General features: G+C 60.5%; 21 protein-coding genes and 2 rRNA genes (1 of these 23 only partly in view). 8 read left to right on the forward strand and 15 right to left on the reverse strand.

Annotated features, from left to right (window positions below):
- Together HU736_RS01700 and rrf are read left to right on the forward strand one after the other, a co-directional pair.
- A 23S ribosomal RNA gene (locus tag HU736_RS01700) occupies nucleotides 1–2,291 on the forward strand; it begins 601 nt to the left of the window's first position.
- A gap of 126 nt (nucleotides 2,292–2,417) precedes the next feature.
- Nucleotides 2,418–2,533: ribosomal RNA gene (rrf, locus tag HU736_RS01705) — 5S ribosomal RNA — on the forward strand.
- Between the two features lie 100 nt (nucleotides 2,534–2,633).
- Here rrf and HU736_RS01710 read toward each other — a convergent pair.
- Nucleotides 2,634–3,497, reverse strand: a complete 864-nt coding sequence (locus HU736_RS01710; protein ID WP_103436813.1) for a universal stress protein — start codon at nucleotides 3,495–3,497, stop codon at nucleotides 2,634–2,636.
- A 151-nt stretch (nucleotides 3,498–3,648) separates the two neighbouring features.
- Here HU736_RS01710 and HU736_RS01715 point away from each other — a divergent pair, with 151 nt between their 5' ends.
- On the forward strand, nucleotides 3,649–4,266 hold the full coding sequence (locus HU736_RS01715; RefSeq protein ID WP_186701564.1) for a MiaE family protein: 618 nt from the start codon (nucleotides 3,649–3,651) through the stop codon (nucleotides 4,264–4,266).
- A 30-nt stretch (nucleotides 4,267–4,296) separates the two neighbouring features.
- On the opposite strand, the gene HU736_RS01720 is transcribed toward HU736_RS01715, so the two are convergent.
- Nucleotides 4,297–4,614 (reverse strand): ElaB/YgaM/YqjD family protein, encoded by a 318-nt coding sequence (locus HU736_RS01720; RefSeq protein ID WP_101318340.1) that lies wholly within the window; start codon nucleotides 4,612–4,614, stop codon nucleotides 4,297–4,299.
- 131 nt (nucleotides 4,615–4,745) lie between these two features.
- Here HU736_RS01720 and HU736_RS01725 point away from each other — a divergent pair, with 131 nt between their 5' ends.
- From HU736_RS01725 to zapE, 4 genes are all read left to right on the forward strand, one after another.
- Nucleotides 4,746–5,009 carry a hypothetical protein gene (locus HU736_RS01725; protein WP_101318342.1) on the forward strand — a complete coding sequence of 88 codons (264 nt, stop codon included), beginning with the start codon at nucleotides 4,746–4,748 and terminating at the stop codon, nucleotides 5,007–5,009.
- Between the two features lie 144 nt (nucleotides 5,010–5,153).
- Nucleotides 5,154–5,468 (forward strand): hypothetical protein, encoded by a 315-nt coding sequence (locus HU736_RS01730; RefSeq protein ID WP_225912957.1) that lies wholly within the window; start codon nucleotides 5,154–5,156, stop codon nucleotides 5,466–5,468.
- Nucleotides 5,469–5,490: 22 nt separating this feature from the next.
- Nucleotides 5,491–6,642, forward strand: a complete 1,152-nt coding sequence (locus tag HU736_RS01735) for a PQQ-dependent sugar dehydrogenase (RefSeq protein ID WP_186701565.1) — start codon at nucleotides 5,491–5,493, stop codon at nucleotides 6,640–6,642.
- 46 nt (nucleotides 6,643–6,688) lie between these two features.
- Nucleotides 6,689–7,795, forward strand: coding sequence for a cell division protein ZapE (gene zapE, locus HU736_RS01740; protein WP_186701566.1), 1,107 nt, complete (start codon nucleotides 6,689–6,691; stop codon nucleotides 7,793–7,795).
- A 19-nt stretch (nucleotides 7,796–7,814) separates the two neighbouring features.
- Here zapE and HU736_RS01745 read toward each other — a convergent pair whose 3' ends face one another.
- The 4 genes from HU736_RS01745 to trhP form a co-directional block, all read right to left on the reverse strand.
- Nucleotides 7,815–8,813 carry an alpha/beta fold hydrolase gene (locus HU736_RS01745; RefSeq protein ID WP_186701567.1) on the reverse strand — a complete coding sequence of 333 codons (999 nt, stop codon included), beginning with the start codon at nucleotides 8,811–8,813 and terminating at the stop codon, nucleotides 7,815–7,817.
- A 75-nt stretch (nucleotides 8,814–8,888) separates the two neighbouring features.
- Nucleotides 8,889–9,326: a YqaA family protein gene (locus HU736_RS01750; protein WP_186701568.1), complete on the reverse strand. Its 438-nt coding sequence runs from the start codon at nucleotides 9,324–9,326 to the stop codon at nucleotides 8,889–8,891.
- Nucleotides 9,327–9,336: 10 nt separating this feature from the next.
- Nucleotides 9,337–9,765, reverse strand: a complete 429-nt coding sequence (locus HU736_RS01755; RefSeq protein ID WP_181109003.1) for a DUF411 domain-containing protein — start codon at nucleotides 9,763–9,765, stop codon at nucleotides 9,337–9,339.
- Between the two features lie 152 nt (nucleotides 9,766–9,917).
- The gene (gene trhP, locus HU736_RS01760) at nucleotides 9,918–11,252 is read right to left on the reverse strand and encodes a prephenate-dependent tRNA uridine(34) hydroxylase TrhP (RefSeq protein ID WP_186701569.1); all 1,335 of its coding nucleotides are present in this window, start codon (nucleotides 11,250–11,252) and stop codon (nucleotides 9,918–9,920) included.
- 130 nt (nucleotides 11,253–11,382) lie between these two features.
- Between trhP and HU736_RS01765 the strand changes: the two genes are divergently transcribed.
- Entirely contained in the window at nucleotides 11,383–12,444 is a 1,062-nt protein-coding gene (locus HU736_RS01765) for an AI-2E family transporter (RefSeq protein WP_186701570.1), read from the forward strand.
- Nucleotides 12,445–12,451: 7 nt separating this feature from the next.
- Here the strand turns inward: HU736_RS01765 and HU736_RS01770 are convergent, their stop codons facing one another.
- The 9 genes from HU736_RS01770 to nuoG all read right to left on the reverse strand — a co-directional run bounded on the left by HU736_RS01770 (nucleotide 12,452) and on the right by nuoG (nucleotide 24,642).
- Nucleotides 12,452–14,500 carry a TonB-dependent receptor family protein gene (locus tag HU736_RS01770; RefSeq protein WP_186701571.1) on the reverse strand — a complete coding sequence of 683 codons (2,049 nt, stop codon included), beginning with the start codon at nucleotides 14,498–14,500 and terminating at the stop codon, nucleotides 12,452–12,454.
- A 131-nt stretch (nucleotides 14,501–14,631) separates the two neighbouring features.
- Nucleotides 14,632–16,101, reverse strand: coding sequence for an NADH-quinone oxidoreductase subunit NuoN (nuoN, locus tag HU736_RS01775; protein WP_186701572.1), 1,470 nt, complete (start codon nucleotides 16,099–16,101; stop codon nucleotides 14,632–14,634).
- A 7-nt stretch (nucleotides 16,102–16,108) separates the two neighbouring features.
- Nucleotides 16,109–17,641, reverse strand: a complete 1,533-nt coding sequence (nuoM, locus tag HU736_RS01780; protein ID WP_101318371.1) for an NADH-quinone oxidoreductase subunit M — start codon at nucleotides 17,639–17,641, stop codon at nucleotides 16,109–16,111.
- Nucleotides 17,642–17,690: 49 nt separating this feature from the next.
- On the reverse strand, nucleotides 17,691–19,544 hold the full coding sequence (nuoL, locus tag HU736_RS01785; RefSeq protein WP_186701573.1) for an NADH-quinone oxidoreductase subunit L: 1,854 nt from the start codon (nucleotides 19,542–19,544) through the stop codon (nucleotides 17,691–17,693).
- Nucleotides 19,541–19,849 carry an NADH-quinone oxidoreductase subunit NuoK gene (gene nuoK, locus HU736_RS01790; RefSeq protein WP_103436825.1) on the reverse strand — a complete coding sequence of 103 codons (309 nt, stop codon included), beginning with the start codon at nucleotides 19,847–19,849 and terminating at the stop codon, nucleotides 19,541–19,543. The genes nuoL and nuoK overlap by 4 nt, the downstream gene beginning before the upstream one ends.
- A 3-nt stretch (nucleotides 19,850–19,852) precedes the next feature.
- A complete protein-coding gene (gene nuoJ / locus HU736_RS01795; RefSeq protein ID WP_103436826.1) occupies nucleotides 19,853–20,353 on the reverse strand; it encodes an NADH-quinone oxidoreductase subunit J in 501 nt (166 codons plus the stop codon).
- A gap of 10 nt (nucleotides 20,354–20,363) precedes the next feature.
- Complete coding sequence (gene nuoI / locus HU736_RS01800) at nucleotides 20,364–20,912, reverse strand: NADH-quinone oxidoreductase subunit NuoI (protein WP_101318379.1); 549 nt, start codon at nucleotides 20,910–20,912, stop codon at nucleotides 20,364–20,366.
- A gap of 11 nt (nucleotides 20,913–20,923) precedes the next feature.
- A complete protein-coding gene (gene nuoH / locus HU736_RS01805) occupies nucleotides 20,924–21,931 on the reverse strand; it encodes an NADH-quinone oxidoreductase subunit NuoH (RefSeq protein ID WP_101318381.1) in 1,008 nt (335 codons plus the stop codon).
- Nucleotides 21,928–24,642 (reverse strand): NADH-quinone oxidoreductase subunit NuoG, encoded by a 2,715-nt coding sequence (nuoG, locus tag HU736_RS01810; protein ID WP_186701574.1) that lies wholly within the window; start codon nucleotides 24,640–24,642, stop codon nucleotides 21,928–21,930. The genes nuoH and nuoG overlap by 4 nt, the downstream gene beginning before the upstream one ends.
- Nucleotides 24,643–24,703: the final 61 nt, after the last annotated feature.

The following is a 24,703-nucleotide window of genomic DNA, read 5'->3' on the forward strand; positions in this document are numbered from 1 at the left end:
GAATAGGGGAGGCGTAGCGAAAGCGAGTCTTAATAGGGCGTTTAGTCGCTGGGTATAGACCCGAAACCGGGCGATCTATCCATGGGCAGGTTGAAGGTTGGGTAACACTAACTGGAGGACCGAACCGACTACCGTTGAAAAGTTAGCGGATGACCTGTGGATCGGAGTGAAAGGCTAATCAAGCTCGGAGATAGCTGGTTCTCCTCGAAAGCTATTTAGGTAGCGCCTCATGTATCACTGTAGGGGGTAGAGCACTGTTTCGGCTAGGGGGTCATCCCGACTTACCAAACCGATGCAAACTCCGAATACCTACAAGTGCCGAGCATGGGAGACACACGGCGGGTGCTAACGTCCGTCGTGAAAAGGGAAACAACCCAGACCGTCAGCTAAGGTCCCAAAGTCATGGTTAAGTGGGAAACGATGTGGGAAGGCTTAGACAGCTAGGAGGTTGGCTTAGAAGCAGCCACCCTTTAAAGAAAGCGTAATAGCTCACTAGTCGAGTCGGCCTGCGCGGAAGATGTAACGGGGCTCAAACCATGCACCGAAGCTACGGGTATCACCTTTTGGTGATGCGGTAGAGGAGCGTTCTGTAAGCCTGTGAAGGTGAGTTGAGAAGCTTGCTGGAGGTATCAGAAGTGCGAATGCTGACATGAGTAACGACAATGCGAGTGAAAAACTTGCACGCCGAAAGACCAAGGTTTCCTGCGCAACGTTAATCGACGCAGGGTTAGTCGGTCCCTAAGGCGAGGCTGAAAAGCGTAGTCGATGGAAAACAGGTTAATATTCCTGTACTTCCGATTGTTGCGATGGAGGGACGGAGAAGGCTAGGCCAGCTTGGCGTTGGTAGTCCAAGTTTAAGGTGGTAGGCTGAGATCTTAGGCAAATCCGGGATCTCAAGGCCGAGAGCTGATGACGAGTTGCCTTTAGGCGACGAAGTGGTTGATGCCATGCTTCCAAGAAAAGCTCCTAAGCTTCAGACAATCGGGAACCGTACCCCAAACCGACACAGGTGGTTAGGTAGAGAATACCAAGGCGCTTGAGAGAACTCGGGTGAAGGAACTAGGCAAAATGGCACCGTAACTTCGGGAGAAGGTGCGCCGGCGAAGGTGAAGGGTTTACCCCGTAAGCTTTTGCCGGTCGAAGATACCAGGCCGCTGCGACTGTTTATTAAAAACACAGCACTCTGCAAACACGAAAGTGGACGTATAGGGTGTGACGCCTGCCCGGTGCCGGAAGGTTAATTGATGGGGTTAGCGCAAGCGAAGCTCTTGATCGAAGCCCCGGTAAACGGCGGCCGTAACTATAACGGTCCTAAGGTAGCGAAATTCCTTGTCGGGTAAGTTCCGACCTGCACGAATGGCGTAACGATGGCGGCGCTGTCTCCACCCGAGACTCAGTGAAATTGAAATCGCTGTGAAGATGCAGTGTATCCGCGGCTAGACGGAAAGACCCCGTGAACCTTTACTATAGCTTTGCACTGGACTTTGAATTTGCTTGTGTAGGATAGGTGGGAGGCTTTGAAGTGGGGACGCCAGTTCTCATGGAGCCACTCTTGAAATACCACCCTGGCAACTTTGAGGTTCTAACTCAGGTCCGTTATCCGGATCGAGGACAGTGTATGGTGGGTAGTTTGACTGGGGCGGTCTCCTCCCAAAGAGTAACGGAGGAGTACGAAGGTGCGCTCAGACCGGTCGGAAATCGGTCGTAGAGTATAAAGGCAAAAGCGCGCTTGACTGCGAGACCCACACGTCGAGCAGGTACGAAAGTAGGTCTTAGTGATCCGGTGGTTCTGTATGGAAGGGCCATCGCTCAACGGATAAAAGGTACTCCGGGGATAACAGGCTGATACCGCCCAAGAGTTCATATCGACGGCGGTGTTTGGCACCTCGATGTCGGCTCATCACATCCTGGGGCTGAAGCCGGTCCCAAGGGTATGGCTGTTCGCCATTTAAAGTGGTACGCGAGCTGGGTTTAGAACGTCGTGAGACAGTTCGGTCCCTATCTGCCGTGGACGTTTGAGATTTGAGAGGGGCTGCTCCTAGTACGAGAGGACCGGAGTGGACGAACCTCTGGTGTTCCGGTTGTCACGCCAGTGGCATTGCCGGGTAGCTATGTTCGGAAGAGATAACCGCTGAAAGCATCTAAGCGGGAAACTTGCCTCAAGATGAGATCTCACTGGGATCTAGAATCCCCTGAAGGGCCGTCGAAGACTACGACGTTGATAGGTTGGGTGTGTAAGCGCTGTGAGGCGTTGAGCTAACCAATACTAATTGCCCGTGAGGCTTGACCATATAACACCCAAGCAATTTGCTCATGCAGGTTGCGGTGGTGAAGACGAAACGCCGAAGATTCGTACACAAACATCACATATCCGAATTTGCTGGGCCGTTCATCTGGACGTTCTGGCTACAGAATTTCTTGACGACAATAGAGCATTGGAACCACCTGATCCCATCCCGAACTCAGTAGTGAAACGATGCATCGCCGATGGTAGTGTGGGGTCTCCCCATGTGAGAGTAGGTCATCGTCAAGATTCATTTCGCAAAACCCCTATCTGCGCGAGCAGGTAGGGGTTTTGTCTTTTCCGGGAGCCGGAAATCTGCGGCTACATAGCGGCCCCAATCAAGGCAGCTTCAGTCCCGAGCCAACTCCGCAAGGTGCGCAATCACCTGCTCGGTCTTCAGTACCAATACATCACCTTCAAGCTTATCCAGCACCACTTCAGCAGTGTTGCCAATCAATGCGCCGGAGATACCCGTACGGGCAACGGTGCCGATCACCGTCACCACGGCCTTGTATTTATCCTCGGTGTAAGGAATCAGCACATCTGCCGGCCCTTCAGCAATGTGTAGGCGATCATCAGTGATATCGAACTCAGCTTGAAACGCGCTGCACGCCTCGCGATAGCGTTGTTCGATACTGTCCCGGTTTTGGTACACCGGATCCGCTGCGGAGAGCATGGGGGAGGGGTGGGCACTGATCACGTGCAGTTCGCCTTTGGCCAGGCTGGCGATGCCAAAACCGTGATCGATAATGCTCGCATGCAATAGACGGTGTTCCTCATCATGATTGCCCACGTCGACCGCTGCCAGAATCACCCCACCGGTCCAGGGTTGCTCGCTCTTGACCATCAGTACCGCGCAAGGGCACTGACGCAGTAGCTTCCAGTCGCTAGGGGTGAGTAGTGCTTTCTTCAGGGGGTTATCCGGACGATGCTCCTTGATTACCAAGTCGCAACCCTCGGCCTGCTGGGCCTGGATGACGGCCTCATGTACAACATCGTGCCTGCTTTGCTCAAAGCTAATATTGTCGTAGCCGTCTTCCTGCAGTTGGCCCGCCAACACGCTCAGCAGTGCCTGATGGTCGTGCTTTTTGTCGCACATCAGCAAATGCATACGGGCGCCCGTCACCCCGGCAATCAGCTTGGCCCGGGTCAGCGCCCGGCTGTGGGCATGGTCTGGATCGAGTACAACCAGAATGCTTCTGACCTGTTGCATGAGCATGGACTCCTAGAATGGCTCGCCGATGCCTGACTATAGACGGCGCGCTTACCGTTGCCGTTTGACGTATATCAAGCATAGTCGCTGGCGATCGCCGCTGCCCTCGGTATAATCGCCGACCCTGCCGCTGTTCAGTTGCCGTGAAATTATGTCCCTGATTCCCGAAGTCCAAGCCTTTCTCGGTTGTCGCACCCCTGATGCCTGGATCGAAGCAGCACTGGCCGATCAGGAGACGCTGCTGATCGATCACAAGAATTGTGAATTCAAGGCTGCCAGCACAGCGTTGAGCCTGATTGCCAAGTACAACGCACACCTCGACCTGATCAACATGATGTCGCGCCTTGCACGCGAGGAGCTGGTTCACCACGAGCAGGTACTGCGCCTGATGAAACGTCGTGGCGTGCCGCTGCGGCCGGTCTCGGCAGGGCGCTATGCGTCCAGCTTGCGCAAGCTGGTTCGCTCCCACGAGCCGGTCAAGTTGGTCGATACGCTGGTAGTGGGTGCTTTTATCGAAGCGCGCAGCTGCGAGCGCTTTGCCGCACTTGTACCGCACCTGGATGAAGAGTTGGGGACGTTCTACCACGGCTTGCTGAACAGCGAAGCGCGGCATTTTCTCGGCTATCTGAAGCTCGCCAATCAGTATGGCGATGAGGCCGACATCGCGCGCGTGGTGGAGAAGGTACGCGAGGCTGAAGCAAAGTTGATCTGTTCAACAGATCAGGAATTGCGCTTTCACAGTGGTATACCGCTGGCCCTCGCCGCTTGATCAGCGGCTGAGCCAGCGATCTCGCCAGTATTACGAACGACGGCCCAGCAGCAAGCCGACTACCAGACCGAAGCCTGCAGACACAGCAACGGTCTGCCACGGGTGACCACCGATATAATCTTGAGTGGCTTCGACCACCGGCTGCGCACGGTCGCGTACCGAGGTGGCAGCCTGACGAGCCTGGCTCAGCTTCTGGCTGATCTGGGCGCGCAGGGTATCGGCCTCTTCACCAATCAGCGATGCACTTTGCTCGAGCAGACGCTCGGACTCTTCAATCAACGACTGCAGCTCGCTGAAGACTTGGTCCTTGATCTGATCGGTATCGATTTGGGTGGTTTTCCGGGCCATGAACAGCTCCTCGTTCGGTGATGGTTAGAACAATGGATACCTGCGCGGCGGGAAAGTTGCGCAGACGTTCCGGCCGATTGCCGCATCAGTGTAAGATAGCCGGCAAATTTCATGCAGCAGGGTAGATTTTCATGAGTTTCAATCTGGCCAACAGAAGCTTTGAAGAACGGGCGCAGATCGAAGCGGAGAAAGCGCGACTGTTCGAGTATTGGCAGAGCAACCTTGGCAAGGTCAAGGCTGAAGCCGGTCGCTTGATTTCCGAGAAGTCTCGTCGCAAGGGCAAATGGGCCGAGTGGGTCCGCGCCGAGCTAGATGCGATGACGCCGCAGGATTTTGCGATCATGGTCCGTAGCGAGGTCAATAAAATGATGGCCGCCGCCAACGCCAATCGCTGATCAGGTGCTGCTGTCAGTGGCGGCCCTCAGCCGCTAGACACGTCAGGAAGCATCTGCACACGAATTCGCACTTTTAATACGAACCTGCCACGCCCTAGGCTATCCAACGCCTGAGCGTGGATTTTTCGTTTTTGGAGGTGGCACATGAAATCTGTCTGGCCAGTCCTTGGCCTTGGTTTTTTGCTGGCGTTACCTGGCAGCGTCGCATTCGCTGATACCAGTGTGCTGGCTGCCAACAACAACCCCTACAACAGCCCGATTCAGCGCGCCAACCCCAATAGCCGGCAGGGCAGTGCGCCTGATACCCCACCCGTGCGCGGGCCCTCCACCCAGCCCATGCCACGTCCACCGACGCTGGACCATCGCGGTATCGGCAATGGTGACAATTTGCGCCGCCAACAACAGACCCCACGCCTCGAACCCAGTCGCCCGCCGCGTGACAGCCAACGCGCGCCGTGAGCTTTTCTGCAAGGAACTCCGCATGACTCCACGATACTGGTTGACCAGCTTGACCGTCGCAGCGCTGCTGCCCGTATTTGCCCACGCCGCCTCCGAGCAGCAATTTCCCAGCGAAGAGGGTGAGATCACCGTCAGCACAGTCGCCAATGGCCTGCGTAATCCTTGGGGCCTGGCGTTTCTTCCAGGCGGTAAGGACATGCTGGTCACCGAACGCCCTGGCAACCTGCGTCTGGTGACCGCTGAAGGCAAGGTCGGGCCACCCCTGAGCGGCGTCCCCAAGGTCTGGGCGCAAGGGCAGGGCGGCCTGCTCGATGTAGTGCTGTCGCCAGACTTCGACAAGGACCGCACGGTCTACCTGTCGTTCGCCGAAGAAGGCGACGATGACAAGGCCGGTACTGCGGTTGGCCGCGGCCAGCTCTCGGCCGACCGCGCGCGTCTCAACAATTTCACCGTGATATTCCGCCAGATGCCGAAGCTGTCCGAAGGCAACCATTTCGGCTCGCGGCTGGTATTCGACCGGAACGGCTATTTGTTCATCGCCCTTGGCGAGAACAACCAGCGCGCCACCGCGCAGGACTTGGACAAGCTCCAAGGCAAGGTCGTGCGCATCCTCCCCGATGGTGAGGTACCCAAAGACAATCCCTTCGTTGGCAAGTCAGACGTTCGCCCCGAGATCTGGTCGTTTGGCCATCGCAATCAGCAGGGCGCAGCGCTCAATCCGTGGAGCGGCGAGCTCTGGACCAATGAGCACGGGCCGCGCGGTGGTGACGAGATCAACATTCCCCAGGCTGGCAAGAACTACGGTTGGCCGATTGCTACCCATGGCATCAACTACTCGCTGTTGCCGATTCCAGAGGCCAAGGGCAAGCACGTTGACGGCATGGTCGATCCCCATCATGTGTGGGAGAAATCACCAGGCATCAGCGGCATGGCGTTCTACGACCGTCCTACGTTCAAGGCCTGGGACCACAACCTGTTCATCGGTGCACTGGCCACTCAAGAGCTGATCCGCCTGCAGCTCAAGGGCGATAAGGTGGTGCACGAAGAGCGGCTGCTGGGCGAACTGAAGGCGCGAATTCGTGATGTGCGCGTAGGGCCTGACGGCTACCTGTATGTACTGACCGACGCCAAAGACGGCGCGCTGCTGAAAGTTGGCTTGAGCAACGACCAGTAATCGCGATAACAGGTACCATGGCGTTTTCCCAAGCGCTCACTGGCACATGGCTATCGATCCGCAAACGCTCTATCAGCAGGCTTTGCAGCAGGACGGCTTCGTTGCCGATCCTGCGCAGGCCAATGCCCTAGCCGCCCTTCAGCGGTGCTTCGAATCCTTGCAGACTGACCAGGCCGGCCCGGGCGTCTACCTATGGGGACCGGTCGGTCGCGGCAAGACCTGGCTGATGGACCAGTTTCATCGCTGCCTGCAAATACCCGCAAGGCGTCAGCATTTTCATCACTTCATGGCCTGGGTACATCAGCGGCTTTTCCAGCTCAATGGCACCGCTGACCCGCTGCGAGCATTGGCCAGTGAGCTGGCCGGGCAGATTCGCGTGCTGTGCTTCGATGAGCTGTTCGTCAACGACATCGGCGACGCGATCATCCTTGGCCGATTGTTCAGCGAGCTGTTCGAGCACGGCGTGGTGATCGTCGCCACCTCCAATCAACCACCGACCGAGCTGTACCTGGACGGCTTCAATCGTGACCGCTTCCTGCCCGCCATTGAGGCGATGCAGCGGCATATGCAGATTTTGCCGGTCGCCGGCGGACAGGATCACCGTCTGCACCCAGGCCTCGCGCGTCAGCGTTACTGGTGTATAGCAGACAACGCGACCAGTACCTTCGGCACGCTGTTCGAGCAATTGAGTGCCGGGGACGCTGGGTGTGCCCAGCCGCTGCAATTAGGTTCGCGACAAATCCGCGTGGTGCGCCGCAGTGCCCAGGCCATTTGGTGTCACTTCAGCGATCTGTGCGAGCAACCGTTGTCGGCCATCGAGTTCATGGCCTTGTGTGATCAGTTTTCGGCGATCCTTATCGATGCTATCCCTGCGCTAGGCGGCGAACAGCGCGCCGGGCGCATTGCACGGGGCACCGAAGATGCTGCCGAGCGAGTAGCTGCCGGCGATCGCCAGCTGCCGACGTTGTCAGCCAAAGACGATAGCGTGCGCCGCTTCATCGCTTTGGTCGACGAGTGCTATGACCGCCGCGTTGCCCTCTACCTTGAGGCTCAAGTGCCGTTGGATGCGCTCTATACAAAGGGCTACCTGGCATTCCCGTATCAGCGCACCTTGAGCCGGTTACGGGAAATGCAGTTGCAACGCTTCGGCTAACGGTCCGCTCAGAGCAGGTTCATTTCTGCAGCCAGTCGATCAAGGTCTTGTGGAAGCGCTGCGGTTCTTCGATTTGCGGCGCGTGGCCCATCCCCTCAAAGACGATCATTTCGCCCTGCGGGATCAGCTTGGCCGCCTGCGGTCCCAGCGCCTTGTAGTTGCCCAGCTTCGCCTTGACCTCAGCCGGGGCAATGTCGCTGCCAATCGCGGTAGTGTCCTGATCGCCAATCAGTAGCAAGGTCGGCATCTTCAGGTTCTGGAACTCGTAATAAACCGGCTGGGTAAAGATCATGTCGTAGATCAACGCCGAGTTCCATGCCACGCGCTCATGCCCAGGACCCTGATTCAAGCCAACCAGCATCTGCACCCAGCGCTCGTATTCGGGCTTCCAGCGGCCGGCGTAATAGGTCTTGCGCTCGTAGTTGCGCACGCCCTCGGCGTCCAGCTTGAGCTCACGTTGATACCACTGATCGACCGTTCGGTAAGGTACGCCTAGGGCTTTCCAGTCTTCCAGGCCGATTGGATTGACCATCGCCAGGCGCGCGACCTGCTGCGGATACATCAGCGCATAGCGGGTGGCAAGCATGCCGCCAGTGGAGTGGCCGAGAATGATCGCCTGCTCGACCCCCAACTGCTTGAGCAGGGCGTGAGTGTTGCTCGCCAGCTGCTGGAAGCTGTATTGGTAATAGGCAGGCTTGCTCGACGTGCAGAACCCTATCTGGTCCGGCACGATGACCCGGTAGCCGGCTTTGCTGAGCGCATCGATGCTGCTTTCCCAGGTTGCGCCGCAGAAGTTTTTGCCGTGCATCAGCACCACGCTGTGACCGTTGGCCTTGCCTTCGGCGGGGACGTCCATATAGCCCATCTGCAAGGCCTGGTCTTGCGAGGTGAAGTCGTAATGCTGGAGCGGATAGGGGTAGTCGAAGCCTTCGAGTTGCTGCCCATAGGTGGGCGACTCGGCAGCGAACGCCGTGCTGCCGATTAGGCAGGCGAGGGCCAGGGCGGTTGCGCGCAGCATGGGGGCACTCCGTGTAGGACCATGTAGGAAAAAGCGACTGTAGCAGCCCGACACGCGCAACAAGCGGCAAAGGTGTTACTGGCCGTTAACCCAGCCCAGGGTAACCAGCACTACCACCAGGTAACGCCCACACTTGGCGACTGTCACCAGCAGCAGAAAACGCCAGAATGGCTCGCGCATGATGCCAGCAATCAGCGTCAGAGGATCGCCGATCACCGGCATCCAGCTAAGCAACAGCGACCACTGGCCCCAGCGTTGGTACCGTTGCTGGGCACCCTCCAGTTGGGCACCACTGAACGGGAACCAGCGGTGCCCACGCAGCCGTTCCACCGCCCGGCCGAGCAGCCAGTTGACCACCGAGCCCAGGACATTGCCCAGGGTGGCGACCAGCAGCAAGGTCAACCAGGCCTGCGGCTCGCGCAGCAACAACCCGACCAGCACCGCTTCGGACTGCAACGGCAGCAGAGTAGCGGCGCCGAAGGCGCTGAGGAACAACGCCGCAAGGCTCATCATCGGCCGCGGCTCAGTAGCTGGCCACGACCTCGTCGTTACCCTCATGGGTCACGCCGATCACCTGGTAGGAATCTTTGTGATCGCCCATCTCCATCCCCGGCGAACCCATCGGCATGCCGGGTACTGCCACGCCCTTGAGGTCGTTGCGTTTGGCGAGCAGGCGCACTTGTTCGGCCGGCACATGGCCTTCGACGAACTTGCCATCGATGACACCGGTATGACAGGAGGCCAGCCGCGGCGCCACCCCGAGGCGTTGTTTCACGGCGCTCATGTTCGGCTCGACGTGGTCATTGACGGTAAAACCGTTATCGCGCAGGTGGCTGATCCACTGCTTGCAGCAGCCACAGTTGGGGTCACGGTAAACGTCGATGGTCTCGGCAGCCTGAGCAAGGCCAGTGAAGGCCAGCAGGCCCAGAGCAATCAGGCGAGTACGCAGCATGGTCAAATTCCTCGGCAAGGGGCGGTCGCCTGCAGGCGGCAGGCTCGGCTGCAGCTTAACGCAACCGGCATCTGCCTGCTGCAGGCAGGTCAAAAACGGCCAGCATGGCGCAAGTCACCTGACAGCAAGCTGACGCAGTCATTACAGCGCTGTCAGCCGGCAGGCGCAGCACCGTCCAGATCACGCATCAGCAACGCGTACTCAAGTGGCACCTGCTCAGGGATAGGCAGATACACCACATGGCCGTCGCCAGGCGCTACCTCGATCTCGCGCTGCTGCCGATCGTGCAGGCGGCTCAGTTCGAAATGGTAGTTGCCGCGGGGTGTCATCAGCTCCAGCTGATCGCCAAGGGCAAAACGGTTCTTGACCTTGACCTCGGCCAGGCCCTCGACCCGCACACCGGTCAGCTCACCGACGAACTGCTGTCGCTCGGACATCGAATTGCCGCGCTGGTAGTTCTGGTATTCATCGTGCACATGGCGGCGCAGGAAGCCTTCGGTGTAGCCACGCTGGGCCAGCGATTCAAGGTTGTCCATCAGGCTGCGATCAAACGGCCGCCCCTGCAGGGCATCGTCGATGGCCTGGCGGTAGGACTGCACCGCGCGAGCGCAGTAGAAATGCGATTTGGTCCGGCCTTCGATTTTCAGCGAATGCACACCCATGCGCGTCAGCCGCTCGACGTGTTGTACGGCGCGCAGGTCCTTGGCGTTCATGATGTAGGTGCCGTGTTCGTCCTCGAACGCCGGCAGGGCTTCACCGGGCCGATTGGCCTCTTCAAGCAGGAACACCTGCTCGGTCGGGGCGCCCAGGCCAAGAGTCGGTTGCACTTCATGGACGATGTCGCCGCTGACGTTCTCCACCGCCGCAGTGGCCTGATACTTCCAGCGGCAGGCATTGGTACAACTGCCCTGATTGGCGTCGCGCTTGTTCAGGTAGCCCGACAGCAGGCAGCGCCCTGAGTAGGCCATGCACAGGGCGCCGTGGACGAACACCTCCAGCTGCATATCGGGTACCTGCTGGCGGATCTCCTCGATCTCTTCCAGCGACAGCTCGCGCGAGAGGATGATTCGGCTCAGGCCAAGCTGCTGCCAGAAGCGCACGCTCGCCCAGTTGACCGTGTTGGCCTGCACCGACAGGTGCACCGGCATCTGTGGGAAGTGCTCGCGCACCAGCATGATCAGGCCCGGGTCAGACATGATCAGCGCATCGGGCGCCATCGCGATCACCGGAGCAAGGTCCTTGAGGAAGGTCTTCAGCTTGGCGTTGTGCGGGGCGATGTTGACCACCACGTAGAACTGCTTGCCCAAGGCGTGCGCTTCGTTGATGCCCAAGGCCAGGTTGGCATGGTCGAATTCGTTGTTGCGCACCCGCAGGCTGTAGCGCGGCTGGCCGGCATACACCGCGTCGGCGCCGTAGGCAAAGGCGTAGCGCATGCTTTTCAGCGTGCCGGCAGGGGCGAGCAATTCAGGCTTGGCGAGAGAGGTCATGGGCGCACCGGAGCAAAGGGCGCGGATGGTAGTGGCTGGCCAATTCAAGCGCATTGATCTGGATCAACCCTCGCAGGGCACTTTTTCCGATCTCTGCTGCACTAAAGGTCTGAATCCCCGAGGAATGCTCATGAACCAAACCGCACTACAGAACAGGGCACTGGCCGTGCTGCTGGCCGCCGTCACCATTGCCTTCGTCTGGATCATGCTGCCGTATTACGGCGCGATATTCTGGGCGGTGATTCTGGGCATTCTGTTTGCCCCGTTGCAGCGCAACCTGTTGATCCGTTTCAACCGCCGGCGCAACCTCGCCGCCGGTGTGTCGTTGCTGATCTGTCTGCTGATCGCCATCTTGCCGGTGATCTTCACCAGTGCGCTGTTGGTACAGGAGGGCGCCTCGCTGTATCAACGCATCGAGAGCGGCCAATTGGACATCGCCGGTTACGTTGAGCAAGGCAAGAACATGCTGCCAGCGTTCGCGCAGCACAGCCTTGACCAGATGGGCATGGGTAACCTCGATGGCTTGCGCGACAAGATCAGCAAGTGGGCCGGGCAAGGCAGCCAGATCCTGGCCAGTCAGGCGTTCAGCTTTGGCCAGGGCACGTTCGATTTCCTCGTCAGCTTCGGCATCATGCTCTACATCCTGTTCTTCTTCTTGCGTGAAGGCCCGGAGTTGGCGCGCAAAGTGCGCCTGGCGGTACCGCTGCCCGAGGACCAAAAGCGCCGCCTGCAACTGAAGTTCAACCGCGTGGTGCGCGCCACGGTCAAGGGCAACCTGCTGGTAGCGATTACGCAGGGTGCGCTGGGCGGAGTGATCTTCTGGATTCTGGATATCCCCAGTGCGTTGATCTGGGCAGTGCTGATGGCGTTTCTGTCGTTGCTGCCAGCAGTTGGCGCGGGGATCGTCTGGGCACCGGTTGCGGCCTACTTCATTCTGACCGGGGCAACCTGGCAGGGTGTGGTGCTGACGGCCTTTGGTGTGTTGGTGATCGGTATGGTCGACAACGTGTTGCGGCCGATCCTGGTCGGGCGCGACACGCGCATGCCCGACTACCTGATCCTGGTATCGACCCTGGGCGGCCTGGCGGTATTCGGCCTCAACGGTTTCGTGATCGGGCCGTTGATCGCTGCGTTGTTCATTTCCAGCTGGACCATCTTTACCGAAACCAAGCCGCAAGTGCAGTTGCCCTGAATCTGCCTTACTTCAGGCTATAGGACACACCTGCATACACGCCGAATCCTTCCCCGGGCGTCGCCCGGGGTTGGTCGCTGCCTTGATCGTCATAACCCGGGGTGACGCTGGCGCTGTAGCGCTTGTTGGTCAGGTTGCGCAGGTCGAGCCAGGTTTGCCAGTCTTGTTGCGGTGAATCCCAACCCAGTCGCGCACCGAACTGGGCATAGGCATCGGCGTGGTTGCTGTTGGCATAGTCGACCTGCACCTTGGACGCCATCTGTGTATTGACGCCGACATGGAAGCCGCTCGGCCAGTCATAGCGCAGCTCGGCCTGGTAGTAGTGCACGGGCAGGCCAGGCAGGCGGTTGTCGCCAAAGCGCTGGTCATCGCGGTAGTGGAAATCGCTGAAGGTATAGGCTTGGCGCAGGCTTAGCTTGCCGCTGCCGGATTGTTCCCAGAGGGTGCTGTCCAGGCTGGCCTCGACCCCTTCATGCACCGTTGCGCTGGCATTGAACTCCTTGGCAGGCAAGCCTTGTACGAGTTCAACCGCCAGCAGCTCATGGCGAACCTGAGCGTAATACCAAGCCAGATCCCAGCGGCCGACGGCCGAGTCGCCTCGCGCGCCAAGCTCGAGCGTGGTCGCCGTCTGGTTTTGCATCTTGATTGGCTGGGTCGCAACCGTAGAACTCCAGATCAGCGACCACGGGTGCGGCGGCTCGACCGAACGGCTGAGGTTGCCGTACAGCTGCAAGTTCGGCTGCCAGTCGTAGCGCAGGCCGATCCGCGGGGCGTAGTCCCAATCGTGCTGGCTGACCTTACCGCCACTGGCGGGATAGCTAACGTCGCTCTCACGGCGGGTGTAGATCATGGCCAGGCCGGTGGTCAGCCACAGATCCGGGATCAGCTCCAGATCGTTGCCCATATGCAGCACCGTGTCCGAGCCTTGATAGCTGAAATCGCGGCTACGCGGGCCAATGATGTCGCCATTGCGGGCGAACTGCGAAGCACCGCTGTTGGGCAGGTGTTTGGTGGTCCGCCAGCCAATGGTGGTTTTGCTCTCGCGTCCCCACACGGTGTCACGACGGGTGTAGTTGAGCGTGCCGCTGACATCGCTGTACGCCACCTTCAAACGCATCGGACCTTCGCGCAGGTCCATCGGGAAGTCGTGATAGACCAGTCCGGCTTCCAGACGTGAATCATCGTCGAGGAAGAACGTGGTCTTGTTCGCCACCCAGGTGCTGCCCGGTTGCGGCCGGCTGTCGTCGCGGGCCAGGTAGGCGGGGTTGGCGGCGCGCGGGTTGTGCTTGATCTGTGCCTGGGTCAAACGCCCAGGCAACTCGTTTTCGGTCTCGCGGTAACGCAGGTAGAAGCGCGTTTCCAGATTGGGGTTGAAGCGGTAGCCGACGTTGGCAGCGAAACCCTTGGCGCTGCCGCTGCTGTGCCGCTGGTAGCCATCATATTCAGCGTCGGTCAGGGCTACGTAGTAGTCGAGGTTGCCCAGTACCTGGCCTGAGCTGATGTGCCGACGGGCATAGCCGCGGCTACCGATCTCATAGCGCAACTGCAGGCGGTCGGCATCGTAACCGGTGTGGGTGACATAGTTGACCGCACCGCCCAGGGCCAGCGCGCCTCGATCGAAGCCATTGGCGCCACGCAGGACCTCGGCCCGACTCAGCCATAACGGCTCGAACAACTCGTACGGCGTGCCGCCAGGCCCGGTCAATGGCAGGCCGTCGAACATCGTGTACACGCCCGAACCATGCGCTCCGGGTGCGCGGTTGATGCCCGAGCCGCGGATCGACAGCTTGATGCCGTCGTTGCCGGCCGACTGAGCAAACACACCAGGCTGATAAGCCAGTACGTCCTGGTTGCTGGCAACTCGCCCTTGGCCTACCCGCTGCATGTCGATCAGGTTGCTCGCCCCCGGCGTCTCGCGCAGGCGCTCGGCCGCAGCGTCGAGTTCACTCTGTGGTTGATCGGCGATCAGGAGTGGGTCGAGTTCGATCCGGCCATCGGCCAGAGCAGCGCTGCTGATCAATACAGTCAGCAGGGAAAGGGGCAGGGTAGGGCGCATGGCAAAAACGGCTTCCGGTCGATGAGCGCAGTTCTGACGCTACAACTCTCAAACGAAGCACAGCTTTGTTTATTGACCCCCTGAAATAACAAAACCCCGCCGAAGCGGGGTTTTGTCGATGATCAGCGCAATCAGCCGATCAGGTGCAGACCTGCCTGCTGAACCATCTCCAGCAGCGGTTGCGGGTACACGCCAAGCACGAACGCCAGCAGGGCAATTGCCAGCAGCATCACGCCACCGGTCTGCTGCTCCCACTTCAGCGGCGCGTCGTGGCGACGCAGGTTCGGCTCGACCAGGTACAGGGTGACCATGACGCGCAGGTAGTAGTAGACGCCGATGGCGCTACCAATCACCAGTGCACCGACCAACCACCACAGTTGCGACTCGACGCCAGTGGCGATGATGTAGAACTTGCCGATGAAACCTGCAGTCAGCGGGATCCCCGCCAGCGACAGCATCATCACGGTCATCACCGCAGTCAGGTACGGACGGCGCCAGAACAGGCCGCGGTACTCGTACAGGGCGTCGGCGTCACGGCCGGCGTATGGCGAGGACATCAGGGTGATCACACCAAACGCGCCGAGGCTGGTGATCACGTAGGTGACCAGGTACACGCCCATGGCTTCCATGGCCAGACCCTTGCTGGCGATCAAGGCGATCAGCAGGTAGCCGAAGTGGGCGATGGACGAGTAACCGAGCAGACGCTTTAGGTTGCTCTGGGTCAGCGCCAACAGGTTACCGATCAGGATCGAGGCCACGGCGATTACCGCCAGCACGGTGCTCAGCACACCGCTGCTGGCAGCAGGCGAGATCATGTACAGACGCATCAGCACCGCGAACACGGCAACCTTGCTGGCGGTGGCCAGGAACGCTGCGACAGGCGCCGGGGCGCCTTCGTAGACGTCCGGGGTCCACAGGTGGAACGGTACCAGCGACAGCTTGAAGGCCAGACCGACCAGCATCATGCCCAGGCCCATCTGAGCCAGCAGGCTTGGCATGTTGGTGCTGGCCAGCGCCTTGGCGATACCGTCGAAGCTTAGGGTGCCTGCATCGGCATACAGCAGCGCCATACCGAACAGCAGGAACGCAGAACCTGCAGCCGACAGCACCATGTACTTGATACCGGCTTCCAGCGATCGCTTGTTGAAGAACGCGTACGCCACCAGCCCGTAGACCGGCACCGAGAGCAGCTCCAGACCGATGAACAGGCCCGCCAGGTGGTTGGCGCTTACCAGCACCAGGCCGCCCAGTGCCGACATGAGCAGCAGCAGATAGAGCTCTTCGCGGTTACCCGGGTAGCCTTTGGAGCCTTCGCCCAGATAAGCATGGGCCAGGGTTACGCAGGCCAGGGTAGCGACCAGCATGATCGCCATGTACAGGCAGGCGAACTTATCGATGGTGATCAACGGGGTGATCGCCAACGGTGCGACTTTCAGTGCTGGCAGGATCGACAGCAGTGCAGCGTTGAGACCGATGGTCGACAGCAGGAAGGTCTGCGAGTGGTTGCGCTTCCAGGCGATCGCCAGCATCACCACAACCGTGGTGAGGGTGGTGATCAGCATCGGCGCCAATGCAATGAAGTGTTGAGTGGTGAATTCCATAGCGCTCTTACCGTGCCGAAGCGAGTTGAGTGAATGCGGAACCGAGCCACTGCTGCACGCCACTCATGGTGGCGGCAGAGGTGTCGAGGAACGGCTGCGGGTAGACGCCGAGCACGATCAGCAATACGGCCAGGCCCAGCACCATGATCAGCTCGCGGCCGTCCATGCCAGCAAGCACAGTCTCGGACTTGCTTGGGCCGAAGTAGGCGCGGTGGATCATGATCAGCGAGTAGACCGAACCGAACACCAGGCCAGTGGTGGCAATCACGGTGAACCACGGCACGTGGGCGAAGCTGCCGATCAGGATCAGGAACTCGCCGACGAAGTTGCCGGTGCCCGGCAAGCCCAGCGAAGCAGCTGCAAAGAACAGGCTGATGGCTGGCAAGTAGGCAATACGGTGCCACAGACCGCCCATTTCACGCATGTCACGGGTATGCAGGCGCTCGTACAGCTGGCCGCTGAGGATGAACAGCGCGGCAGCCGAAACGCCGTGGGCCAGCATCTGGATCACCGCGCCTTGCAGGGCTTGCTGGCTGCCGGAGTAGATACCGATCAGCACGAAGCCCATGTGCGAGACGCTGGAGAAGGCGATCAAGCGCTTGATGTCGGTCTGCGCGAAGGCCAGGAAGGCCCCGTAGAAGATACCGATCAAGCCCAGGGTCATGGCGATCGGGGCAAACTCGGCCGACGCGTTCGGGAACAGCGGCAGGGCAAAGCGCAGCAGGCCATAGGCAGCGGTTTTCAGCAGGATACCGGCGAGGTCGACGGAACCGGCAGTCGGCGCCTGGGCGTGAGCATCAGGCAACCACGAGTGGAACGGCACTACCGGCAGCTTCACCGCGAAGGCAATGAAGAAGCCCAGCATCAGCAGGTACTCGGTACCGGCCGGCAGGTCGGCCTTGAGCAGGTCGCTGTAGTTGAAGGTGATGACGCCAGTGTTGCCGTAGTTGACCAGTACCAGGGCGAGAATCGCCACCAGCATGATCAGACCGCTGGCCTGGGTGAAGATGAAGAACTTGGTCGCCGCGTAGATCCGGGTCTTCTTGCCATCCGCCGAGCTGTGACCCCAGAGCGCGATGAGGAAGTACATCGGCACCAGCATCATTTCCCAGAAGAAGAAGAACAGGAACAGGTCCAGTGCCAGGAACACACCGACCACGCCACCCAGAATCCACATCAGGTTGAGGTGGAAGAAGCCGACGTGGCGCTGGATTTCTTTCCACGAGCACAGCACCGAAAGCACACCGAGCAGGCCGGTGAGCAGGATCATCAGCAGCGACAGACCATCCAGCGCCAGGTGGATGCTGATGCCGAAGCGCTTGATCCATTCGACTTTGTATTCGAAGGCCCAGGCAGGTTCGGCGCCCGGAGCAGGGGCGAGGGTGTAGTCACCGTTGGCCCACAGCCAGAGGCCGATACCGAGCAACAGGGACATGGTCAGCAGTGCAATCCAGCGCGGCAGGGTAGAGCCGAAGCGCTCACCCAGCCAGCACAGGAAGCCGCCGATGAAGGGAATCAGGATCAGCCAAGGCAAAATCATGACGGGTTCGTTTCCTTTGGCAAAGTCGCAAGGTTCGCAAGTGTGAAAGTCATACCGCAGCCACCAGCACGGCGCCGAGTACGAGTACTGCACCTACGGCGATCGAAGCGGTGTACCAGCGCAGCTGGCCGGTCTCGGTCTTGCTCATGGCGACATGACCGCCACGTGCCAGCCGAGGAATCAGGCCGATGCCGCGATCTACCGGGTCCTTGCGCAGCAAGTGGCAGATCAGCAGGTAAGGTTTGACGAACAGCTTGTCGTAGATCCAGTCAAAGCCCCAGGCGGCGAACCACCAGGCCGTGAGCAGGCGACCGATGCCGCTGTTGGCGATGGCCGTGACCAGGCGACGCTTGCCTAGGAACAGCATGGCCGCCAGCAGGATACCGGCGATGGCGATGGCGCCCGAGGCGATTTCCAGGCTGTGCTTGGCTTCGCCACCGGCATGGCCGACGCTCTGCGGCAGCACACCCGCCAGTGGTGGATGGATCCAGGCACCGACAAAGGTCGACAGCACGATCAGCGTGCCCAGTGGCAGCCAGTGGGAAATCCCGTGGCCAGCATGGGCTTCGGTCTTGGCTTCGCCATGGAAGGCAATGAAGATCAGGCGGAAGGTGTACAGCGAGGTCATGAACGCGCCGAGCAGGCCAGCGTAGAGCAGGCCGCTGTTGCCGCTGGCGAACGCTTCCCAGAGGATCTCGTCCTTGGAGTAGAAGCCTGCGGTCAGGATCGGCAGGGCAGCCAGCGCCGCACCACCGACCACGAAGCTGGCGTAGGCCAGTGGCAGTTTCTTCCACAGACCGCCCATCTTGAAGATGTTCTGCTCGTGGTGGCAGGCAACGATCACCGCACCGGAGGCAAGGAACAGCAGCGCCTTGAAGAAGGCGTGGGTCATCAGGTGGAAGATCGCGCCTTCCCAGGCACCAACGCCCAGGGCCAGGAACATGTAGCCGATCTGGCTCATGGTCGAGTAGGCGAGGATGCGCTTGATGTCGGTCTGCACCAGCGCGGCAAAGCCGGCCAGTACCAGGGTCACACCGCCAACGATACCGACCAGGTGGAGGATATCCGGCGCCAGGGCGAACAAGCCGTGGGTACGCGCGATCAGGTAGACGCCAGCCGTGACCATGGTCGCGGCGTGGATCAGTGCCGAAACTGGCGTCGGGCCAGCCATGGCGTCAGCCAACCAGGTCTGCAACGGCAGCTGCGCCGATTTACCGACCGCACCGCCGAGCAACATCAGCGTTGCCAGTACCATCCAGGTATCACCAGCCTGGAACTTCTGCGGTGCCAGCACCAGCAGTTCCTGCACATTCAAGGTACCCAGCTGGGCGAACAGAATGAACATGCCGATGGCCATGAACACGTCGCCGATACGGGTCACGACAAAGGCCTTGAGTGCGGCGTTACCGTTGTTGCGGTTGCTGTAATAGAAACCGATCAACAGGTACGAGCACAGGCCCACGCCTTCCCAGCCGAAGTAGATGAACAGCAGGTTATCGCCCAGGATCAGGAACAGCATGCTGGCGATGAACAGGTTGGTGTACGAGAAGAAGCGCGAGTAGCCGGCTTCGCCACGCATGTACCAGGAGGCGAACAGGTGGATCAGGAAGCCGACACCGGTGACCACGCCAAGCATGGTCACCGACAGGCCGTCCAGGTAGAGGGTGAAGCTCGGCGCAAAGCCATCCACCGACATCCAATGCCAGAGCAGTTGGCTGTAGGCGCCGCCCTCAGGCGGGGCAACGTTGAATTGCCAGATGACATAGGCCGAGACAGCAGCCGAAAGGCCGATCGAGCCAACGCCGATCAGCGCCGAGAGGTTCTCCGAAAACCGCCCGCGCGAGAACGACAGCAGCAGGAAGCCCAACAACGGGAAGACGAAAGTCAGGAAGAGAAGGTTCATCCGCGCATCTCACTGGCAGCATCGATGTCGAGAGTGTGGAAGCGGCGATACAGCTGCAGCAGGATCGCCAGGCCAATGCTGGCCTCGGCGGCTGCCAGGCTGATCACCAGAATGAACATGACCTGGCCGTCGGGCTGTACCCAACGCGCGCCGGCGACGATAAACGCCAGCGCACAAGCGTTCATCATGACTTCCAGGCTCATGAGCACGAAGAGAATGTTGCGGCGGACCATCAGGCCAACCAGACCAAGGCAGAACAGAATGCCGGCGACTGCCAGGCCGTGTTCCATCGGGATAGCACCCATGATTTACTCCTTCGCCTCGTTGCGGCCCAAATGGAAGGCGGTGACGGCCGCCGCAAGCAGCAGCATCGAAGCCAGTTCGACCACCAGCAGATACGGACCGAACAGGCTGATGCCGACGGTCTTGGCCTCCACGGTGGTGCCGCTGATGCCCGCGCCGCTTGGCGCAACGAACAGCACATAGAGCAATTCAGCCAGCAGCAAGGCGCCCAGCAGCACAGGCCCGGCCCAGATCCCTGGGGTCAGCCAGCCGCGTTCCTGGGCGACCGAAGCCGGCCCCAGATTGAGCATCATCACCACGAACACGAACAGCACCATGATGGCGCCGGCGTACGCGATCACTTCCAGGGCACCGGCAAACGGTGCACCCAGCGAGAAGAAGATCATCGCCACGGAAATCAGCGAAATGATCAGGTAGAGCAGGGCGTGTACGGGGTTGGTGCCGGTAACCACCCGCAGGGTGGAAACCACGGCAATCCCGGATGCAAAGTAGAAAGCGAATTCCATCTTTCTGTCCTTATGGGAGCAAGCTCTTCACGTTGATCGGCTCGGCTTCGTTCTGTGCAGCGCCTTTCGGCTTGCCAGCGATTGCCATGCCCGCAACACGGTAGAAGTTGTAGTCAGGGTATTTGCCGGGGCCGGAGATCAGCAGATCTTCTTTCTCGTACACCAGGTCCTGACGCTTGAACTCGGCCATTTCGAAATCCGGAGTCAGCTGGATTGCGGTGGTCGGGCAGGCTTCTTCGCACAGGCCGCAGAAGATGCAGCGCGAGAAGTTGATGCGGAAGAACTCCGGGTACCAGCGACCGTCCTCGGTCTCGGCCTTCTGCAACGAAATGCAGCCGACCGGGCAGGCCACCGCGCAGAGGTTGCAGGCTACGCAACGCTCCTCACCATCGGGGTCGCGGGTGAGGACGATGCGGCCGCGGTAGCGCGGCGGCAGGTACACAGCTTCTTCTGGGTATTGCAGGGTGTCGCGCTTGCGGAACCCGTGGGAGAACACCATGGCCAGGCTGCGCAGCTGCGTGCCGGTGCCCTTAACGATGTCGCCGATATACTTGAACATGGGTCAAATCCTCACTGGGCCGCGACGGCTGGCGTGTTGTAAAGCACGATCGCAGCGGTCACCAGCAAATTGATCAGGGTCAGCGGCAGGCAGAACTTCCAGCTGAAATCCATCACCTGGTCGTAGCGCGGACGCGGGATCGACGCACGGAGCAGGATGAACAGCATGATGAAGAACGCGGTCTTCAGGGCGAACCAGAGGAACGGCACCTGCGGCAGGATGCCGAACGGGCCATGCCAGCCACCGAAGAACAGCGTTACCAGCAGCGCCGAGATGAGGATGATGCCGATGTACTCACCGACGAAGAACATGCCCCACTTCATGCCGGCATATTCAATGTGGTAACCGTCGGCCAGTTCCTGCTCGGCCTCTGGCTGGTCGAAGGGGTGACGGTGAGTCACGGCCACGCCAGCGATGAAGAAGGTGCAGAAGCCAAAGAACTGCGGAATGATGAACCACAGGTTCTGCGCTTGGTACTCGACGATGTCGCGCATGTTGAACGAGCCGACCTGCACCACCACGCCCATCAGCGCCAGGCCCAGGAACACTTCGTACGACACGGTCTGCGCCGAGGCCCGCAGGGCACCGAGCAGGGCGTACTTGTTGTTCGACGACCAGCCTGCGAACAACACCGCATAGACCGACAAGCCGGCCATGGCGAAGAAGAACAGCAGGCCGATGTTCAGGTCGGCAACACCCCAGCTTGGGGTGATCGGGATGATCGAGAAGGCAATCAGCAGTGCGCTCATGGCCACTACGGGTGCCAGGGTGAAGATCACCCGATCAACGAACGGCGGGTTCCAGTCTTCCTTGAAGAACATCTTCAGCATGTCGGCTGCGATCTGGAACATGCCGAACGGGCCAACCCGGTTCGGACCGTAACGGTCCTGCCACCAGCCCAGCAGGCGCCGCTCGACAAAGCTGAGCAGCGCGCCGCAGACCACTACCGCGAGCAAGACCACAACGGCCTTGACCACGGCGATGATCGCGTCGATCACTTCGGGGGTGAACCAGGTCATTGTGCTGCCTCCTGCAGGCCTTCGACGGATGCACCGAAGATGGCCGGTGGAATCCCGGCCAGGCCTTTCGGCAACGCGACCAGGCCTGCGCCCAGCTGTTCATTGATACGCAGCGGCAGGCGCAGCGAGACGCCAGCGACGGTCAGGCTGAGCAGCGTGCCTTCGTTGACGCCGAGGCGGTCTGCTTCGGACTTGGCCAGGGCCACATAGGCCGGCTGGATGCGCTCTTGCACCGGTGCAGCGCGCGAGGAGGTTTCTTCGCTGCCGAACAGGTGGAACAACGGCACCGCCGTCCAGGTACCGCGGGCCGGGCTGAACGCTGCCGGGATCGCGCTGAACCAGTTCAGACGGTCACCCTGCGACTCGATCAGACGCACGCCTGGGTCACCTGCACGCAGATGGCCACCGACCTCATCCTGAAACTTGTTCCAGGCTTGCGGCGAGTTCCAGCCCGGCGACCAGGCGAACGGCACTTGTTGGCGCGGTTCGACCGAACCCGAGTAGCCTTCCATGGAGAAGGCGAACGCGGTGTCCTTGTCTTGCGGAGTACGCGGCTCGTGCACGCTGATGTTGGCGCGCATGGCCGTACGGCCGGAGTAGCGCAGCGGCTCACGGGCAAGCTTCAGGCCCTTGATGCGGAACGCAGCGCTAGGCGCGGCGTTGACGATCGCGGCCAGTTGCGGCGTGGCGCTAGCGCAGGCGCTGGTGACGTGGTCCAGCTGAGTCCAGTCGACCGGCTTGTTGAGCAGGGTTGCGCGCAGGGCGTGCATCCAGCGCCAGCCTTCGTGGATCTGGATGCTGCTGTCCATGTAGGTTGGGTCGAACACCTGGAAGAAGCGCTGGGCGCGGCCTTCCTGGCTGACCAGGGTACCGTCGCCTTCGGCAAACGATGCCGCCGGCAGGACCAGGTGAGCGCGCTCGCTGGTGGCGGTCTTGGAGTGGTCGGCAACGATGACCGCCTTGGCCGCAGCCAGAGCAGCGTCGACCTTGGCCGCCGGAACACGGGCGTACAGGTCGTTTTCGACAACGACAATAGCGTCAGCTTTGCCGCTGATGACCGCATCCAGCGCAGCGTCCACCGAATCGCCACCGAGCATGGCCAGGCCGAGGCTGTTGGCCTCAGGCACCACCAGGCTCAGCGAACCATTCTTCTCGCGCAGCTTGAGGGCTTTGGCGATGTTGGCGGCGGCTTCGATCAATGCAGGTTCGGCCAGGGAAACGCCCGACACCACCAGCGGACGCTGGGCAGCGACCAATGCATCGGCGATACGCTGGGCCAGGGCTTTGGCGTCGTCGTCCAGACCGATTACCGCTGGAGCACTTGGATCGATTGCGTGGGCAACGGCGAAGCCCAGGCGCGCCAGGTCGGCGGGGGCGGCGTGCACGCACTCTTCAGCGACGTCGTCGAGCTTGGTTTCAGTCAGGCTGGCGATAAACAGCGGGTACAGCGCATGCTGACCGATGTTTTTCACTGCGGCGTCGAGCCACGGCTGCACGCGCATCGCGTCGGCCATGGCCTCGGCCTTGCCTTTGGTGGCCTGGCGAACCGACAGGGCGACGCGCGCTGCGGTTTGGGTCAGGTCTTCACCGAGTACGAACACCGCATCGTGGTCTTCGATGTCGCGCAGGGTCGGCACCGGCAGCGGGCTGTTGTTGAGCACGTCCAGCACCAGGCGCACGCGCTTGAGCTCGGCAGCTTCCATACCGGAGTAGAAGTACTCGGCACCGACCAGCTCGCGCAGGCCGTAGTTGCTTTCAAGGCTGGCTCGTGGCGAACCGATACCAACGATGGTGCGGCCGCGCAGCAGGTCGGCAGCCTTGTCCAGCGCAGCATCGACGCTCAGCTTGTTGCCATCGGCCAGCAGCGGCTGGCGCGGACGGTCCTTGCGGTTGACGTAGCCATAACCGAAGCGGCCACGGTCGCACAGGAAGTACTGGTTGACCGAACCGTTGAAGCGGTTTTCGATACGACGCAGTTCGCCGTAGCGCTCACCCGGGCTGATGTTGCAACCGCTCGAGCAGCCATGGCAGATGCTTGGGGCAAACTGCATGTCCCACTTACGGTTGTAACGCTCGGAGTGGGTCTTGTCGGTGAACACACCGGTGGGGCAGACCTCGGTGAGGTTGCCGGAGAACTCGCTCTCGAGCACGCCATCTTCAACGCGACCGAAGTAGACGTTGTCATGGGCGCCGTAAACACCCAGGTCGGTGCCGCCGGCGTAGTCCTTGTAGAAGCGCACGCAGCGGTAGCAGGCGATGCAGCGGTTCATCTCGTGTGCAACGAACGGGCCGAGGTCCTGGTTCTGGTGGGTACGCTTGGTGAAACGGTAACGGCGCTCGTTGTGGCCGGTCATTACCGTCATGTCTTGCAGGTGGCAGTGACCGCCTTCTTCGCAGACCGGGCAGTCGTGCGGGTGGTTGGTCATCAGCCATTCGACGACGCTGGCGCGAAACGCCTTCGACTCGTCGTCTTCGATGGAAATCCAGGTGCCATCGCTGGCAGGGGTCATGCAGGACATGACGATACGACCACGGGCGTCGTTTTCGTCGGTGTACTGCTTGACCGCACACTGGCGGCAGGCACCGACGCTACCAAGCGCCGGGTGCCAGCAGAAATAAGGGATGTCGAGGCCGAGCGACAGACAGGCCTGTAAGAGGTTGTCTGCACCGTTGACTTCGAGCGCTTTGCCGTCTACGTGGATAGTGGCCATGGTTCAAAGTTCTTCGTTGGCCCGCGTGAGCGGGCGTGGCTAATGGAAATCTGTGTGCCTG

Origin of the sequence: Pseudomonas shirazensis (assembly GCF_014268785.2) — a bacterium.
Lineage (GTDB): Bacteria > Pseudomonadota > Gammaproteobacteria > Pseudomonadales > Pseudomonadaceae > Aquipseudomonas > Aquipseudomonas shirazensis.